Annotated in this window: 16 protein-coding genes; 10 read left to right on the top strand and 6 right to left on the bottom strand. The window is 61.7% G+C overall.

Translation table 11 applies throughout. The annotated features are described in order from the left end of the window. Nucleotides 1-55: 55 nt before the first annotated feature. Nucleotides 56-952 carry an RNA polymerase sigma factor RpoH gene (gene rpoH, locus WDB86_RS06065; protein WP_339109346.1) on the bottom strand — a complete coding sequence of 299 codons (897 nt, stop codon included), beginning with the start codon at nucleotides 950-952 and terminating at the stop codon, nucleotides 56-58. Between the two features lie 201 nt (nucleotides 953-1153). Next, on the bottom strand, nucleotides 1154-2185 hold the full coding sequence (locus tag WDB86_RS06060; RefSeq protein ID WP_406720476.1) for an RluA family pseudouridine synthase: 1032 nt from the start codon (nucleotides 2183-2185) through the stop codon (nucleotides 1154-1156). On the opposite strand from WDB86_RS06060, the gene WDB86_RS06055 reads away from it, so the two are divergent. Both WDB86_RS06055 and WDB86_RS06050 read left to right on the top strand, forming a co-directional pair. Next, nucleotides 2184-2492 carry a DUF6476 family protein gene (locus WDB86_RS06055; protein ID WP_339109348.1) on the top strand — a complete coding sequence of 103 codons (309 nt, stop codon included), beginning with the start codon at nucleotides 2184-2186 and terminating at the stop codon, nucleotides 2490-2492. The genes WDB86_RS06060 and WDB86_RS06055 overlap by 2 nt on opposite strands. Next, nucleotides 2489-2932: an NUDIX hydrolase gene (locus WDB86_RS06050; protein WP_406736887.1), complete on the top strand. Its 444-nt coding sequence runs from the start codon at nucleotides 2489-2491 to the stop codon at nucleotides 2930-2932. The genes WDB86_RS06055 and WDB86_RS06050 overlap by 4 nt, the downstream gene beginning before the upstream one ends. 75 nt (nucleotides 2933-3007) lie before the next feature. Here the strand turns inward: WDB86_RS06050 and WDB86_RS06045 are convergent, their stop codons facing one another. Beyond that, complete coding sequence (locus WDB86_RS06045; RefSeq protein ID WP_339109350.1) at nucleotides 3008-3250, bottom strand: accessory factor UbiK family protein; 243 nt, start codon at nucleotides 3248-3250, stop codon at nucleotides 3008-3010. A 236-nt stretch (nucleotides 3251-3486) separates the two neighbouring features. On the opposite strand from WDB86_RS06045, the gene lgt reads away from it, so the two are divergent. From lgt to pgeF, 3 genes are all read left to right on the top strand, one after another. After that, nucleotides 3487-4392 (top strand): prolipoprotein diacylglyceryl transferase, encoded by a 906-nt coding sequence (gene lgt, locus WDB86_RS06040; protein WP_339109351.1) that lies wholly within the window; start codon nucleotides 3487-3489, stop codon nucleotides 4390-4392. Between the two features lie 50 nt (nucleotides 4393-4442). Then, nucleotides 4443-5468, top strand: a complete 1026-nt coding sequence (locus WDB86_RS06035) for a class I SAM-dependent methyltransferase (RefSeq protein ID WP_406737024.1) — start codon at nucleotides 4443-4445, stop codon at nucleotides 5466-5468. A 72-nt stretch (nucleotides 5469-5540) separates the two neighbouring features. Then, on the top strand, nucleotides 5541-6314 hold the full coding sequence (pgeF, locus tag WDB86_RS06030; protein ID WP_406736886.1) for a peptidoglycan editing factor PgeF: 774 nt from the start codon (nucleotides 5541-5543) through the stop codon (nucleotides 6312-6314). A gap of 62 nt (nucleotides 6315-6376) precedes the next feature. Here pgeF and WDB86_RS06025 read toward each other — a convergent pair whose 3' ends face one another. After that, nucleotides 6377-8200 (bottom strand): M3 family oligoendopeptidase, encoded by a 1824-nt coding sequence (locus WDB86_RS06025; RefSeq protein WP_406736885.1) that lies wholly within the window; start codon nucleotides 8198-8200, stop codon nucleotides 6377-6379. A gap of 409 nt (nucleotides 8201-8609) precedes the next feature. Here WDB86_RS06025 and WDB86_RS06020 point away from each other — a divergent pair, with 409 nt between their 5' ends. The 4 genes from WDB86_RS06020 to WDB86_RS06005 all read left to right on the top strand — a co-directional run bounded on the left by WDB86_RS06020 (nucleotide 8610) and on the right by WDB86_RS06005 (nucleotide 12624). Then, complete coding sequence (locus WDB86_RS06020; protein WP_339109353.1) at nucleotides 8610-10022, top strand: circularly permuted type 2 ATP-grasp protein; 1413 nt, start codon at nucleotides 8610-8612, stop codon at nucleotides 10020-10022. 67 nt (nucleotides 10023-10089) lie between these two features. Continuing rightward, the gene (locus WDB86_RS06015) at nucleotides 10090-11046 is read left to right on the top strand and encodes an alpha-E domain-containing protein (protein WP_339109354.1); all 957 of its coding nucleotides are present in this window, start codon (nucleotides 10090-10092) and stop codon (nucleotides 11044-11046) included. Next, complete coding sequence (locus WDB86_RS06010) at nucleotides 11043-11855, top strand: transglutaminase domain-containing protein (RefSeq protein ID WP_406720480.1); 813 nt, start codon at nucleotides 11043-11045, stop codon at nucleotides 11853-11855. Before WDB86_RS06015 ends, WDB86_RS06010 begins: the two co-directional genes overlap by 4 nt. A gap of 43 nt (nucleotides 11856-11898) precedes the next feature. Then, nucleotides 11899-12624 carry a proteasome-type protease gene (locus WDB86_RS06005; RefSeq protein WP_339109356.1) on the top strand — a complete coding sequence of 242 codons (726 nt, stop codon included), beginning with the start codon at nucleotides 11899-11901 and terminating at the stop codon, nucleotides 12622-12624. A gap of 3 nt (nucleotides 12625-12627) precedes the next feature. Here the strand turns inward: WDB86_RS06005 and WDB86_RS06000 are convergent, their stop codons facing one another. Beyond that, the gene (locus WDB86_RS06000; protein WP_339109357.1) at nucleotides 12628-13566 is read right to left on the bottom strand and encodes an alpha/beta hydrolase; all 939 of its coding nucleotides are present in this window, start codon (nucleotides 13564-13566) and stop codon (nucleotides 12628-12630) included. Then, nucleotides 13563-13859, bottom strand: a complete 297-nt coding sequence (locus WDB86_RS05995; protein WP_339109358.1) for an SCP2 sterol-binding domain-containing protein — start codon at nucleotides 13857-13859, stop codon at nucleotides 13563-13565. The genes WDB86_RS06000 and WDB86_RS05995 overlap by 4 nt, the downstream gene beginning before the upstream one ends. Nucleotides 13860-13992: 133 nt before the next feature. On the opposite strand from WDB86_RS05995, the gene WDB86_RS05990 reads away from it, so the two are divergent. Next, the gene (locus WDB86_RS05990) at nucleotides 13993-14520 is read left to right on the top strand and encodes a tetratricopeptide repeat protein (protein ID WP_406736884.1); all 528 of its coding nucleotides are present in this window, start codon (nucleotides 13993-13995) and stop codon (nucleotides 14518-14520) included. Nucleotides 14521-14532 lie beyond the last annotated feature (12 nt).

Genomic DNA, 14532 nt, shown 5'->3' with positions numbered 1-14532 from the left:
AACAAAAAACCGCGGCGGGTTTCCCCTGCCGCGGTTTTTGACGGGTGGGGCCGGATCAGGCCGGCACCTCTATCCCTTTTTCGGCCGCCAATTCGCGCATGCGCTTTTGCAGCTTCTCGAAAGCGCGCACCTCGATCTGGCGGATACGTTCGCGCGAGACGTCATATTTCGACGAAAGATCCTCAAGCGTGACGGGGTCATCGCGCAGGCGGCGCTCCATCAGAATGTCTTTCTCGCGATCATTGAGCGTGTCCATCGCGGCCAGCAGCATCTCGCGGCGCATATTCAGCTCGTCGGATTCCGCATAGGCCTCGGCCTGATCGGCATCCTCGTCTTCCAGCCAGTCCTGCCATTGCGCGGCCCCGTCCTCGGACGCGCCCACCTGCGCATTCAGGGACGCATCCGACCCCGACAGACGCCGGTTCATCGAGATGACCTCATCCTCGGTCACATTCAGGTCATGCGCGATCTGGGCCACATTCTCGGGCCGCATATCGCCATCCTCATAGGCACCAATCCGCGATTTCGCCTTGCGCAGATTGAAGAACAACTTCTTCTGCGCCGAGGTCGTGCCCAGCTTCACCAGCGACCATGACCGCAGGATATATTCCTGAATGGCCGCACGGATCCACCACATCGCATAGGTCGCAAGGCGGAAGCCTTTCTCGGGATCAAAGCGTTTCACGGCCTGCATCAGACCGACATTGGCCTCGGAGATCACCTCGGCCTGCGGCAGACCATAGCCGCGATAGCCCATGGCGATCTTGGCGGCCAGACGCAGGTGCGATGTCACCATCTTATGCGCGGATTTCGCGTCCTGATGGTCCACCCAGCGTTTGGCCAGCATATATTCCTCTTCCGGCTCCAGCAGCGGGAACTTGCGGATTTCCTGAAGATAGCGGTTCAGCCCCTGTTCGGGACTTGGGGCTGGAAGGTTGGTGTAACTCGACATGTGAACCCCTTTCTTTTGGTGTGTGGCGGCCCGATATGGGAAGACGGGCCTTTCATTACAAGATGTCGTTTCAAACCCCTTAACGCATAAGGGCGGCGAGAGGTCCGAGATTGACCCTTTGGCTTGGACACAGAAAAGAGCATGCGTCTCCTGCTTGCAAGCAAAAGACGCATCGGTTGACAGTTAAGTGAACCAATCAGTTCAGATTGAAACATTTCCGCGCAAGGCCGCCAGCAGCTCTTCCATATCCGCAGGCAGGGGCGAGGAAAATTCCAGTTCTTCGCCCGTCACCGGATGCACAAAGCCCAAAGTCGCCGCATGAAGCGCCTGACGGGGGAAATGCGCCGCTGCCTCGATGGCCGCCTCGCCCAGCGATTTCGGCAGCTTGCGCCGCCCGCCATAGACCGGATCGCCGATCAGCCCGTGACCGGCATGGGCCATATGCACGCGGATCTGATGGGTGCGTCCCGTTTCCAGCCAGCAGTCGATCAGCGCCGCCACTCCTTGCAGGTCTTCCACGGTGCGCGCCCGCGTCACCGCATGACGCCCGCCGTCAAAGCACACCGCCTGTTTCTGGCGGTCGGTCTTATGGCGCGCCAGCTGCGAGGTGATCTTCAGCACGCCGCCTTGTTCGAAATTCACCCCCTTGGTGCCGCGCAGACGCGGATCGGCCGCCGAAGGCACCCCATGACACACCGCCATATAGTGACGATGTACCGTGTGTTTCTCGAACTGCTTGGCCAGCCCGTGATGTGCCGCATCCGATTTCGCCACGACCAGCAGCCCCGAGGTCTCCTTGTCGATCCGGTGCACGATGCCCGGGCGCTTCTCGCCGCCGATGCCCGACAGATTGCCGCCGAAGTGATGCAGCAGCGCATTGACCAAAGTCCCGTCGGGTGTGCCGGGGGCGGGGTGCACCACCATACCCGCAGGCTTGTTGATCACGATCAGGTCGTCATCTTCCCACAGGATGTCTAGCGCGATCTGCTGCGCCACCGTCTCCACCTCGCGCGAGGCTTCCACGAGGATTTCATAGACCTCGCCCGCCGCCACCTTGGTCTTCTGCTCGGTCACGGCCACGCCCTCGCGGCTGACCGCCCCATCGGCAATCAGCTTCGCCAGCCGCGACCGCGACAGGTTTTCTTCGTCTGGCACAAGTGCGCTCAAGGCCTTATCAAGGCGGTCGGCAGGGGGCTCTTCCCCGATTTCGATGCGAAGGATACGCTGTTCCATGTCCGATCCGATCTCCGATCCCGACGCGCCCGTGCCAGAGCTGCGCTTTCTCAAATGGCTGGTGACCGCTCTGGCCGTCACCATGATTGCGGGCCTTCTAACCATCGTGACACTGCTTGTCATCCGCTTCAATCAGCCAAGCGGCAATAAGCTGACCCTGCCAGAGGCGATTTCCCTGCCCGATGGGCTACAGGCACTGTCGCTCACCCAACAAGCCGACCGGATTATCATCGTCACCACCGACAACCAGGTGCTGCTGTTTTCGCCCGATGGCCGCCTGACCGCCCGCACGAAGCTTGCGCCATGACGCAGCCCCGTCTCGGCGTGCTGGCCGTCTGCCTGAGCGACACCCATGCGCTTCTCGTCAAACGCAAGAATCCGCCGGATGCGGGGCTTTGGGGCTTTCCGGGCGGCAAGGTCGAATGGGGCGAGACCGTGGCCCAAGCCGCCCTGCGCGAACTGGCCGAGGAAACCGGCGTTCGGGCCACCGCAGGCGCAACCATCGACTCTGGCGACTTCCTGACCAGGGATGCGGCGGGCGGGACGCTCTGGCATTACTACCTCGTGGCCATTGCCTGCCATGCCGATGCCCCGCAACCACAGGCCGCAGATGACGCGTCTGACGCGCGCATGATCCCCTTTGAGGACATCGAAGCGGGCCGCCTTCCCATGAGCGCGGGCGTCAAAGACCTGCTGATCAAGGCCCGCGCCTGCTTTCCAGCTGCCCAAAATATCCTCGGGGGATGAATTCCATACGGGCCTGCCCGAATGGAAGAAGGGGGCAGACAGCCCCCTTTCACACACGCAAAAACGAAAGCCCGCTCAGGCCTTGCTTTCCAGCGCCTCCAGACGCGCCTTCAGTGCCTCGTTCTCTTCGCGCGCTTTGGCGGCCATCGCTTTCACGGCGTCGAACTCCTCGCGGGTCACAAAGTCCCGCTCGGCCAGCCAGCGATCCATCCACGATTTCATCGCCGTCTCGGCTTCGGTGCGGGCACCTTGCGCCACACCCATCGCATTGGTCATCAGCTTGGACATTTCGTCAAAGAGTTTGTTGGGCGCGGTCATAGCGGCTTCCGATCCTCGGGCTTTGGCTTGCAGTTAACGTCTATATGAGGCCTTCGCCCTGCGCTGACAAGGCCCGAGCGACAGCCGATGATGCGTGCCCTGTGCTGACAAGCCCGTGTCCGCTCGGCTTGGACCAGTCTCCTGCCTTGACTTCTTTCCTTCGGACGGGCTTTCTCCGCCCCGATAAAAGACGATTTTTCGGCCCGATAGAGACGGCCCTTCGAAGGAGACAGCCGATGCTGCCACTGGCGATTGATTTTCCGCAAATCGATCCGAATGCCTTTGTGATCCCGGGGCTGAACCTGCCGATCCGCTGGTATGCCTTGGCCTATATCGCAGGGCTTCTGGCGGGCTGGCAGATCATTGTGGCGCTGATGAAAGCCCCGCGCCTTTGGGGCGGGCAGGCACCCATGCCTGCCAAGCAGGTCGAGGATCTGCTGACATGGGTGATTGTCGGCGTCATTCTGGGCGGTCGGCTGGGCTTTGTGCTGTTTTACGACTTCGGCTGGTATCTCGCGCATCCGCTCGAGATCTTCATGGTCTGGAAGGGCGGTATGGCCTTTCATGGTGGTTTTCTGGGGGTCGTGGTGGCGGTCTGGCTGTATTGCCGCCGGCATGGGCTTGCGGTCTGGTCCATCGGGGATGCCGCAGCGCTTGTGGCGCCGATCGGGCTGTTGCTGGGGCGCATTGCCAATTTCATCAAGCCCGAGCTTTGGGGCCATCCGACCGATATGCCTTGGGGCGTGATCTTTCCGGGCGAGGCGGCGCAGACCTGCCTCGGTCTTGCGGGGCAGGTGGACGGTATGTGCGCCCGTCATCCGTCGCAACTCTATGAGGGCGGGCTGGAAGGGATCGTGCTGGGCATCCTGCTGTGGATACTTGTCTCGCGCGGGCTTTTGCGCCGTCCGGGGGGCGCATGCGGGATCTTCCTGATCGGCTATGGCTGTTCGCGCGCCTTTGTCGAACTCTTCCGTCAGGCCGACCCGCAATTTGTCACGCCGACCGACCCGATGGGCTATGTGGTGCAATTCGGCCAATATGGCCTGTCGATGGGCCAGCTTCTGTCGCTGCCGATGATCGCCATCGGTATCGTGCTTGTGCTGCGCGCCCTGCGTCGGCCCAAGGTCGGGGCGGCGGCGTGACCGGCGATCTGACCTCCCGTCTGCTTGCGGCAATCCGCAGCGAAGGCCCGATGCGGCTGGACCGCTATATGGCGCTTTGTCTGCTGGACCCCGAGGCCGGATATTATGCCACCCGCGACCCGTTCGGGCAGACGGGAGATTTTATCACCGCCCCCGAAATCAGCCAGCTTTTCGGCGAGATGGTGGGGCTGTGTCTTGCCCAGTCATGGATGGATCAGGGCTGCCCCGCACCTTTCCTGCTTGCCGAAGCCGGTCCGGGCCGTGGCACTTTAATGGCCGATATCCTGCGGGTCGTGGCCCGTGTGCCGAACATGGCTGATGCCGCGCGGATCCATCTGGTGGAGGCCTCGGCCACGCTGCGCGGAATACAGGCTGAAACCCTTGCAGGTTACGAGGTGACATGGGCCGATGCTGTGGACGCCCTTCCACAGGACAGGCCGCTGTTTTTTGTGGCCAATGAATTTATCGATGCGCTGCCCATCCGGCAGTTCACCCGTACCGAGACCGGCTGGGCGGAAACGCAGGTGGGGGCCGAGGGTGGCCAGCTCAGGGCAGGGCGTTCGCCGGCCACGCGGCTTGCGAGGCTCGAGCCGCGCTTTGCCGCAACCGCCCCCGGAGATGTCGTCGAGATCTGCCCGCAAGCGGCCACGGTCGTCGAGGCGGTCGCGCAGCGTCTGGTGCGGGGCGGGATGGCGCTCTTTGTCGATTACGGGGACTGGCGCAGCCTTGGCGATACATTTCAGGCGCTGCGCGCGCATGTGCCTGTTGATCCTTTTGCCACGCCCGGCGAGGCGGATCTGACGGCCCATGTGGATTTCGAGGCGCTTGCCTGCGCTGCGCATGCCGCAGGCGTGGCTGCGAGCGCGATGACGCCGCAAGGGCTGTTTCTGGAGCGGCTGGGCATCACCGCGCGGGCGCAGGCGCTCGCCAAAAAGTTGAGCGGCGCGGCGCTTGAGGCGCATATTGCCGCACATCGCCGCTTGACCCATCCCGAAGAAATGGGTCAGCTATTCAAAGCCCTCGCGCTTTATCCCGAGGGCGCCCCATTGCCGCCGGGGCTTTCTCCGTCGGGGTGATCCTGTGCTCTTTACGTTTTGGCCCCTCTGCCGAGTATGGGCCGGTTTCCGATCCAATAGAAGCTGAAGAAGATGACAGATACGATGGCCACCACGCTTGAACTCCTGACTTCCCCGATGTTGCGCCCGATCCGGCACGGTTTCTTCACGCGAAAGGGCGGCGCGTCTTCGGGGATCTTTCAGGGCTTGAACTGCGGCGGGGCGTCGAGCGATCTGTCCTCGGCGGTCGAGGTCAACCGTGCCCGCGTGGCCGAGGCGATGGAGGCGACCCCCGCCCGTCTTGCGGGGATGCGTCAGATCCATTCGGCGGTGGCAGCGGTGGTCGAGGACGCTGCGGCCCCTGCGCCCGAAGCCGATGCGCTTGTGACCAGAACGCCCGGCTTGGTGCTGTCGGTCCTGACCGCGGATTGCCAGCCGGTGCTGTTTGCCGACCCCGAGGCAGGGGTGATCGGCGCGGCCCATGCAGGCTGGAAGGGCGCGTTGAACGGCGTGCTGGAGGCCACTTTGGACGCGATGGAAGGTCTGGGGGCGGCGCGGGCCAATATCCGTGCGGTGATCGGGCCGTGCATCTCTCAGGCAGCCTATGAGGTGGGCGAGGATTTCATGGAGACCTTCCTGATGGAAGATCCTGCCTATAGCCGTTTTTTTGCCGGTGGCCCCAATGGCCGCCCGATGTTCGATCTGCCGTCTTTCGGGCTGCACCGCTTGCGCGCGGCAGGGGTGGGGCAGGCCGAATGGATTGGCCGCTGCACCTATGCCGAGCCGGAATTCTTCTATTCCTACCGCCGCACCACCCATGCCAAAGAGGCCGATTACGGGCGGCTCATCTCAACCATCCGGTTGTGAGACGCCCGCTCGCTGCTTCGGAAGTGATAAAGCCGCCCCGAAGGGCGGCTTTTGTGTCAGGCTCAGTCTTCCATCGCTTCGAGTTCGTCGATGAAGCCCGCGATCATCGACAGGCCCTTGTCCCAGAAGGCGGGGTCCGAGGCGTCGAGGCCGAAGGGGGCCAGAAGCTCTTTGTGGTGTTTCGATCCGCCCGCTTTGAGCATGTCGAAATATTTCTCCTGGAAGCCCTCAAGCCCGCCCTCATAGGTGGCGTAAAGCGCATTCACCAGCCCGTCACCGAAGGCATAGGCATAGACGTAGAAGGGCGAATGGACGAAATGCGGGATATAGGTCCAGAAGGTCTCGTAGCCGTCCATGAATTCAAACGCCGGACCAAGGGATTCGCCCTGCACCGACATCCACAGCGCGTTGATCTGATCCGGCGTTAGTTCGCCCTCGCGCCGCGCGGCATGCAGCTTGCACTCGAAGTCATAGAAGGCGATCTGGCGCACGACCGTATTGATCATATCCTCGACCTTGCCCGCCAGAAGCACCTTACGCTCGGCAGGCGTTTTGGCCTTTTCCAGCATCTTGCGGAAGGTCAGCATCTCGCCGAAGACCGACGCCGTTTCGGCCAAGGTCAGCGGGGTCGAGGCCAGCATCTCGCCCTGACCTGCGGCCAGACATTGGTGCACGCCGTGGCCCAACTCATGCGCCAGCGTCATCACATCACGCGGTTTGCCAAGGTAATTCAGCATGACATAAGGGTGCACAGTGGTCACCGTCGGATGCGCAAAGGCGCCCGGAGCCTTGCCCGGTTTCACGCCAGCATCGATCCAGCCGCGGTCGAAGAAGGGCTTGGCGATCTCGGCCATGCGGGGATCGAAGGAGGCATAGGCCTCATCGACAATCGCGCGCGCCTCGGACCATTGCACATCGCGCGGCGCTTCAATCGGCAGCGGCGCATTGCGGTCCCAGACCTGCAGCGTTTCAAGGCCCATCCATTTGGCCTTCAGCTTGTAATAGCGGTGCGAGAGCTTCGGATAGGCCGCTACAACCGCATTGCGCAGCGCCTCGACAACCTCGGGTTCGACATGGTTCGACAGGTGGCGCGCGGCCTGCGCCGAGGGCATCTTGCGCCAGCGATCCTCGATCTCTTTCTCTTTGGCCAAAGTGTTATGCACGCGGGCAAAGAGCTTGATATTGGCCCCGAAGACTCGGGCCAGTTCGCGGGCGGCGGCCTCGCGGGTGGCGCGGTCGTGATCGGCCAGAAGGGTGGTGGTGGATTCGAGGTTCAGCACCTCGCCATTGACGGTGAACTCCAGCGCGGCGGTGGTTTCGTCAAACAGGCGGTTCCAGGCAGCAGACCCCACAACCGACTGGTCGTGCAGGAATTTTTCCAGCTCATCCGATAGCTGATAGGGCTTCATCGCGCGCATGCGGTCAAAGACCGGCTTGTAACGGGCAGCCGCCGCATCCGCGAATTGCGCCTTATAGGTGTCATCCTCGATGCGGTTGAACTCGAGGCTGAAGAACACCAGAGGCGTCGTGAAAGCGGTGATCTTGTCTTGCGCATCCGACATCATCTTGGCGCGCTCGGGGTCGACGGTGTTCTGGTAATAGCGCAGACCGACGTAGGACATGATGCGGCCCGCCGTGGTCTCGATTTCCTCGTAGCGGCGGATGCATTCGGCCATTTCCGCGCCCGTAAGCGAGGCCAACTTGCCCTCGTAATCGGCGGCAAAGCTTGCACAATCCTTTTCGACCTTGGCCATATCGGCGGCATATTCGGGGCTGTCGGGCGCCGGATAGAGGTCGCTCAGGTCCCATTCGGGCAGGGCGCCGAACTTGCCGGTGCCTGCGGTTGCGTTTGCATCCATGACGGGGGTTTTGAGATGAAGCGTCATCATATCCTCTTTGCCGTATCTCCCAAGAGATAGGATGCATGGCGGGCGAGGGGAAGGGGGCTGCGGTTTTGCAGGGCCGCGCCCTGCCGGTTTTTTGCGGGGTTTGACCAATTTGCCAAGCCCGAGCGATTTTTGTCAGGGAATTCTTGCCATTCGGCAAAACCGGACAAATTATTATCGTCATAATGATCAAAAAAAGCGTCCGGTCATCGGGCGGGCTCGGGGAGAAGAAGATGCGGGTTCAGCAAAGGATGCGCCCATTTGCAGGGATAGTTTGCCTAAAAAATAATCCTGCGACTAAATTTCATACGTTTTTTGCGGGTTCGATACCATGCAGGGCGCGGGTCAGCTTCCGTTCGCGAAATGCCTTGCCTAGGCTTTCCTTAAGTGGCGAAGGAGTCGAGGCACAATGACCCAGCATTTCAACGAGATGTATGATGGTGGCCGGGTGCGGGAGCCCTATGCGCGGCTGGAGGGCTGGACCAATGCCATGCCCGCCGAATTGCGCCAGATGAAACAGGCAGAGGCCGAGCAGCTGTTCCGTCGTATCGGCATTACATTTGCCGTTTATGGCGAAGGGGGTGACCCTGACAGGCTGATCCCCTTTGACATGTTCCCCCGCGTGTTCACCCAGAAGGAATGGCGCAAGCTGGAAGCGGGGATCAAGCAGCGGGCGCGGGCGCTGAATGCTTTCCTCAAGGATGTCTATACCAAGGCGGAGATCGTGCAGGCCGGCAAGATCCCTGCAAAGCTGGTCTACCAGAACGAGGCGTTCGAGCGGGCTGTCATGGGGTTTGTGCCTGCGATGGGCATCTACAGCCATATCGTGGGCATCGATCTGGTGCGCACGGGGCCGGAGGATTTCTTCGTGCTGGAGGATAACTGCCGCACGCCCTCGGGTGTCAGCTATATGCTGGAGAACCGCGAGATCATGATGCGGATGTTCCCCAAGCTGTTCCATGAAAACCGGATCGAGCCGGTGGATGGCTATGCCGAGGCGCTACGCCGGACGCTGGCCTCGGTCGCGCCTGCCAAATGCGACAAGGACCCGACGATTGCGATCCTGACGCCGGGCCATTTCAACTCGGCCTATTATGAACATAGCTTCCTCGCCGATCTGATGGGGGTCGAACTGGTCGAAGGGCCGGATCTATTCTGCGAGGGCGGTTTTGTCTGGATGCGCACGACGGAAGGCCCGAAGAAGGTCGATGTGATCTACCGCCGGATCGATGACGCCTTCCTCGACCCGCTGTGTTTCCGCCCCGATTCCATGCTGGGCGTGCCGGGGCTGATGGATTGCTACCGCTCGGGCGGGGTCAGTATCTGTTCTGCGCCCGGTGCGGGTGTGGCCGATGACAAGGCCGTCTATACCTTTGTCCCCGAGATGATCCGCTTCTATCTGGGCGAAGAGCCGATCTTGCAGAACGTGCCTACTTGGCAATGCGCCAAGCCCGATGATCTGAAATATGTGCTGGCGAACCTGCCGGAGCTAGTGGTGAAGGAAGTGCATGGCTCGGGGGGCTATGGCATGCTGGTCGGCCCCAAATCGACCAAAGAGCAGATCGAGGCCTTCCGCCGCAAGATCGAGGATGATCCCGATAATTACATCGCCCAGCCGACGCTGGCGCTGTCGACCACGCCGACCTTCGTCAACGAGGGGGTGGCCCCGCGCCATGTGGATCTGCGGCCCTATTGTCTGGTGGGCGAGAAAATCGAACTTGTGCCCGGCGGTCTGACGCGGGTTGCGTTGACCGAAGGATCCCTGGTGGTGAATTCCTCGCAGGGCGGGGGCGTTAAAGATACTTGGGTTCTGGCGGAATGAGGGGGGAAAGGCCATGCCGAGAGACAGCTATACTGGAAATGCCACCCGTTTCGAGAGGAGAGGTGGCATGCTAAGTCGTACCGCTGAAAACCTGTTCTGGATCGCGCGCTATATCGAACGCGCCGAGACTATGGCGCGGCTGCTTGAGGTCGGCGCGCGCATCACCATGATTCCGCAGGCGCATGGCGATGGCTATCGCAGCGAGTGGGAGAGCCTGTTGCAGGCGTCGGGCACGGCCAAGGGCTTCGATGCCAAATATGGCGACCCTGTGCAGCGCAATATCGAAAGCTATCTGTTCTTCGACCGCGACAACCCGTCTTCGGTGATTTCCTGCATCGAGCGGGCGCGGGAAAACGCGCGTATCGTCAGAACCGCGATCTCCGGCCAGCTCTGGGATGTGCTGAACATGGCCTTTCAGGAGCTGCGCCAGCTTGAACGCCGTCCGCGTTCCGAACTGGAGCTGACCGATCTGACCGAATGGGTCTCGCGGCAGGCGACGATGGTGCGTGGCGCCATCGATTCCACGCTTTTGCATAATGACGGCTATCATTTCCTCAATATCGGCTTCGCGCTGGAACGGGCCGATAATACGGCGCGGCTGCTGGATGTGAAATATTATGTGCTGCTGCCCTCGCTGGATTTCGTGGGGTCCGAGCTGGACAGCTATCAGTGGCATACGCTGCTGCGCACGCTGCAATCGCATCGGGCCTTCCACTTTGCCTATGGGGGCGAGCTTTCGGCCCGTAAAATCGCGCATTTCCTGATTCTCAATCCGCAAAGCCCGCGGTCGCTGATCACGGCGACCGAGAAAGTCACCTATCATCTGGAATGCCTTGCCCGCGATTACCGCAAATCCGGCCTGCCGCAGATGCGGGCGCGCGCGCTTCTGGGCGAGTTGCAGAAGGCCACCGTCGAGGAGGTGTTCGACGAGGGGCTGCATGAATTTCTGACGCGGTTCATCGGGGAGGTCTCGGGCCTGACCTCGACCGTGTTCGAAACCTATCTTTCGGGCGAGGCGCGATGATACTGACGGTCGAACATGTGACGGTATACGACTATGACGCGCCGATGCGCAGCTCGGTGCAATCGCTCAGGCTTTTTGCCTCGCGCCATGACGGGCAGCGGGTGATTGACTGGGATGTCTCGGTGCAGGGCGGCATATTGGGCGGTGCGTTCCGCGACGGCGCGGGCGACCGCATCGAGGGCTGGTCGGTGCGCGGGCCGATGGAACAGCTGCGCATTTCGGTGCGCGGGCGGGTCGAAACGAATGATACCGCCGGTATCCTGCGCGGCCATCGCGAAACGATCAACCCTCTGGCCTATCTGCGCGAGACCACGCTGACCCATGATGATGGCACCTTGTCGAGCCTCGCCCTGCGCGGTGTGAAAGGGGAGGAAGATCCGTTGGAGCAGGCGCATCGGCTCTGTGTACTGACCGCCGAGGAGGTGGAATATCAGGCCGGAGCAACCGAGACCCGCACCACCGCAGCCGAGGCGCTGGCCCATAAGAAGGGTGTCTGTCAGGATCAGGCCCATGTGCTGATCACTATGGCACGTTCGATGGGGATTCCCGCCCGCTATGTCACCGGCTATCTTTTTGGCGAGGGAGACACCGCGCGCGAGGAAGCCAGCCACGCCTGGGCCGAGCTTCATGTGCGCAATTACGGTTGGGTCGGGTTCGATCCGGCAAACCGGTGCTGTCCCGATGCGCGCTATATCCGTATCGGGTCGGGCCTTGATGCGCAGGATGCCGCGCCCATTCGCGGCATTGCACAGGGGCTTGGCGAAGAGCGCATGAATGTTTCCGTTGCTCTGGAAAGCGTGCAGCAATAAATCGGCGCTGTAATGAGTGCTGACGAATCGCCCGGGGATCATCATGACCTATTGTGTCGGACTGCTGCTGGATGCCGGAATGGTGCTATTGTCCGATACGCGGACCAATGCCGGACTGGATAATATCTCGACCTACAAGAAGATGTTCACCTTCGAACGTCCGGGGGAGCGGGTGATCACTGTGATGACGGCGGGGTCGCTGTCGGTCACGCAGACCACCATCGCGCAGTTGCGCGAGGCGATCGATGATCCCGAAGCGACGGCGGACCAGTCGATCATGCTGGCTCCCACGATGCTGAAAGTGGCCGAGATCATCGGTGCGACGCTGGCGCGGGTGCGCAGTTCGATCAATGCCAAAATGGAGATGTCGCAAGTCTCGACCTCGGCCTCGATGATTGTGGCGGGGCAGCGTCAGGATGGCGCGATGCGGATGTTCCTTGTCTATCCCGAGGGCAATTTCATCGAGGCCACCGAAGACACGCCCTTCCTGCAGATCGGCGAGCATAAATATGGCAAGCCGATCCTTGACCGCGTCGTGCGCATGTCGACCTCGCTTGACGATGCCAAAAAGGCCGTGCTGCTGTCGATGGATTCCACCCTGCGGTCCAATCTGTCTGTGGGGATGCCGCTGGATCTGGCCGTTATCCGCAAAGGTGCGCTATGTCTGGGCGAGACCACGCGGATCGAGGCGCAGGACCCGCAATTCATGGCGATGTCGCAGGCATGGTCGGATGTGCTGCGCGACGGGTTCTCCGAGATCCAGATCTGAGGGTCAGAGCGCCTTTTCGAAAGCGGCGACGCACCCGTCAAAAAACTGTTTGCGTCGTGCGGCGCTGTCCATCATGACCTCGTGCTCTGCCCCGTCGATCCAGTCCAGAACGCCGCGGCGCCAGCCGCGCATGCGGTAATCGACCGCCGCGACATCGATGATGCGCTCGTCGGTGCCCACCGAGCAGTAGCAATGCATATCGGGGGCAGGGCGCATCGCCAGACGGTCGCATTCCAGTACGCTCTCGGCGGCCCAGCCCAATGTCGGCCCGCCAAGAGCCAGCTTGGGCACGCGGGTGACGTGATCGACAAGAAACGCCCACATCTCGCGGTCTTTGGTCAGCAGGTTATCCTCGAAACGGGTCTTGAGCACATAGCATTCCGGCCCCATGCCGGGCGGGAAAAGGCCGGTAAGGCGCATCTGCCGGATCAGCTTGGCAAGCGGTTTGCGGATCAGATGCAGGGGCGGGGGCAGTTTGAGGCCGAACATCGGGGCGGAAAAGGCACAGGCCGCAAAAGGGCTGCCATCCATGATCCGGCGCAGCGCGATGGCACCGCCCATCGAATGGCCGACCACAAACCAGGGGCGCGGCAAGCCGAGCAGGGCTGCGTTCTCGATCACTTCGTCAAGGTCGCTCTGGAAGGCGTCGAAATGGCTGACATGCCCTTTCATCCGGTCTTCCAACGCACGGTCGGCCAGCCCCTGCCCACGCCAGTCTATTGCCAGCGTGGCAAAGCCGCGGGCGGCGAAATCGGCGGCGGCAGGGCCGTATTTCTCGACATATTCGGTGCGGCCCGGCAGAAGGAATACGGTGCCACGGGCGCTGGGCGGTGCGGGCCAGATACCCATGCGGATGCGCACCCCGTCTGCCGTGCGCAGCCAGAACGCCTGACCGCCATCGGGTCCGCGCGCCATGTCGGCATAAAAGGGGGCGGGGGTCATTTGGCCAGCGCCTGCCCCAACTGCATGGCCAGCCCCATCGGGCCGTCCAGTTTCAGCTTGCCGGTCATATAGGCGCTCATCGGATTGACGGTGCCCCCCAGCATGCCCTCGAAGGTCTCGCGCGAGGCACTGAGCGTGACATCGGCGGGGGTTTCGGCGTCGCCTGCGCGCACGCCTTGCGGGTCCGCGATGATGGCGCCTTCGTCATGGATCACGAATTTCGCGACCTGCGGAAACCCTTCGGGCAGGCGTTTTTCGAGGGCTTCGACGGCGGCGGCGATAACTTTGCTCATGGGGTGCTCCGAAAAGTGATATCAGGGGGCTCGATTTCGAACTCGTTTCAGGTACTCTTTCACCATGAGCACGATCCAATGGACAGACAAATTTTTCGTTTCTTTTCGGCGGCTATGTGCCGTTTGTCTGTGTATGAGCCTGTGTTTAGCAAAGGCATGGGCGGAGTCTGCGGCCACGCATGCCGATTCGGGGGTGGATAGTGCCTTCAGCGAGCTGGCCGATCCCGACAATGCGGCATGGGCGCGGGCGCAATCGGATATCGAAAGGGCATGGTCGCGTTCGGGGTCTGCAGCGATGGATCTTTTGCTCAAGCGTGGGGAGGATGCGCTGGATGCAGGCGATAGCGAGGCCGCCATCGAGCATTTGACGGCGCTTGTCGATCATGATCCCGACTTTGCGGCGGGGTGGAATGCGCGGGCGCAGGCCTATTATTCGGCGGGGTTTTATGGCCCCGCGATTGCGGATCTGGCGCAGACCCTGCGTCTGGAGCCGCGCCATTGGGTGGCGTTGGCAGGCATCGGAACGATCCTCGAGGAAACCGGAGACAATAAGCGCGCGCTGAAAGCCTATCAGGCGTCTTTCGGCTTGAATCCGCATCAGGAGGATGTGAAAGACGCGATTGACCGGCTTGAAAAGGAGCTTGGTGGCAAGGCGCTCTAGCCTGCCACGGGC

Origin of the sequence: Thioclava sp. GXIMD4215, from assembly GCF_045291555.1 — a bacterium.
Lineage (GTDB): Bacteria > Pseudomonadota > Alphaproteobacteria > Rhodobacterales > Rhodobacteraceae > Thioclava > Thioclava litoralis.
Note: the sequence above shows the minus strand (reverse complement) of the source record. Positions and strands in the feature narration are given on the sequence as shown.

Bases quoted from the DNA above. Each gene is read 5' to 3' on its own strand.
- WDB86_RS06000 (WP_339109357.1), bottom strand. From the start codon at position 13,566: ATGACCCCCGCCCCCTTTTATGCCGACATGGCGCGCGGACCCGATGGC.
- WDB86_RS06005 (WP_339109356.1), top strand. From the start codon at position 11,899: ATGACCTATTGTGTCGGACTGCTGCTGGATGCCGGAATGGTGCTATTG.
- WDB86_RS05995 (WP_339109358.1), bottom strand. From the start codon at position 13,859: ATGAGCAAAGTTATCGCCGCCGCCGTCGAAGCCCTCGAAAAACGCCTG.
- pgeF (WP_406736886.1), top strand. From the start codon at position 5,541: ATGACAGATACGATGGCCACCACGCTTGAACTCCTGACTTCCCCGATG.
- WDB86_RS05990 (WP_406736884.1), top strand. From the start codon at position 13,993: ATGAGCCTGTGTTTAGCAAAGGCATGGGCGGAGTCTGCGGCCACGCAT.
- WDB86_RS06025 (WP_406736885.1), bottom strand. From the start codon at position 8,200: ATGACGCTTCATCTCAAAACCCCCGTCATGGATGCAAACGCAACCGCA.
- WDB86_RS06055 (WP_339109348.1), top strand. From the start codon at position 2,184: ATGTCCGATCCGATCTCCGATCCCGACGCGCCCGTGCCAGAGCTGCGC.
- rpoH (WP_339109346.1), bottom strand. From the start codon at position 952: ATGTCGAGTTACACCAACCTTCCAGCCCCAAGTCCCGAACAGGGGCTG.
- WDB86_RS06045 (WP_339109350.1), bottom strand. From the start codon at position 3,250: ATGACCGCGCCCAACAAACTCTTTGACGAAATGTCCAAGCTGATGACC.
- WDB86_RS06050 (WP_406736887.1), top strand. From the start codon at position 2,489: ATGACGCAGCCCCGTCTCGGCGTGCTGGCCGTCTGCCTGAGCGACACC.
- WDB86_RS06015 (WP_339109354.1), top strand. From the start codon at position 10,090: ATGCTAAGTCGTACCGCTGAAAACCTGTTCTGGATCGCGCGCTATATC.
- WDB86_RS06010 (WP_406720480.1), top strand. From the start codon at position 11,043: ATGATACTGACGGTCGAACATGTGACGGTATACGACTATGACGCGCCG.
- WDB86_RS06060 (WP_406720476.1), bottom strand. From the start codon at position 2,185: ATGGAACAGCGTATCCTTCGCATCGAAATCGGGGAAGAGCCCCCTGCC.
- lgt (WP_339109351.1), top strand. From the start codon at position 3,487: ATGCTGCCACTGGCGATTGATTTTCCGCAAATCGATCCGAATGCCTTT.
- WDB86_RS06020 (WP_339109353.1), top strand. From the start codon at position 8,610: ATGACCCAGCATTTCAACGAGATGTATGATGGTGGCCGGGTGCGGGAG.
- WDB86_RS06035 (WP_406737024.1), top strand. From the start codon at position 4,443: ATGCGGCTGGACCGCTATATGGCGCTTTGTCTGCTGGACCCCGAGGCC.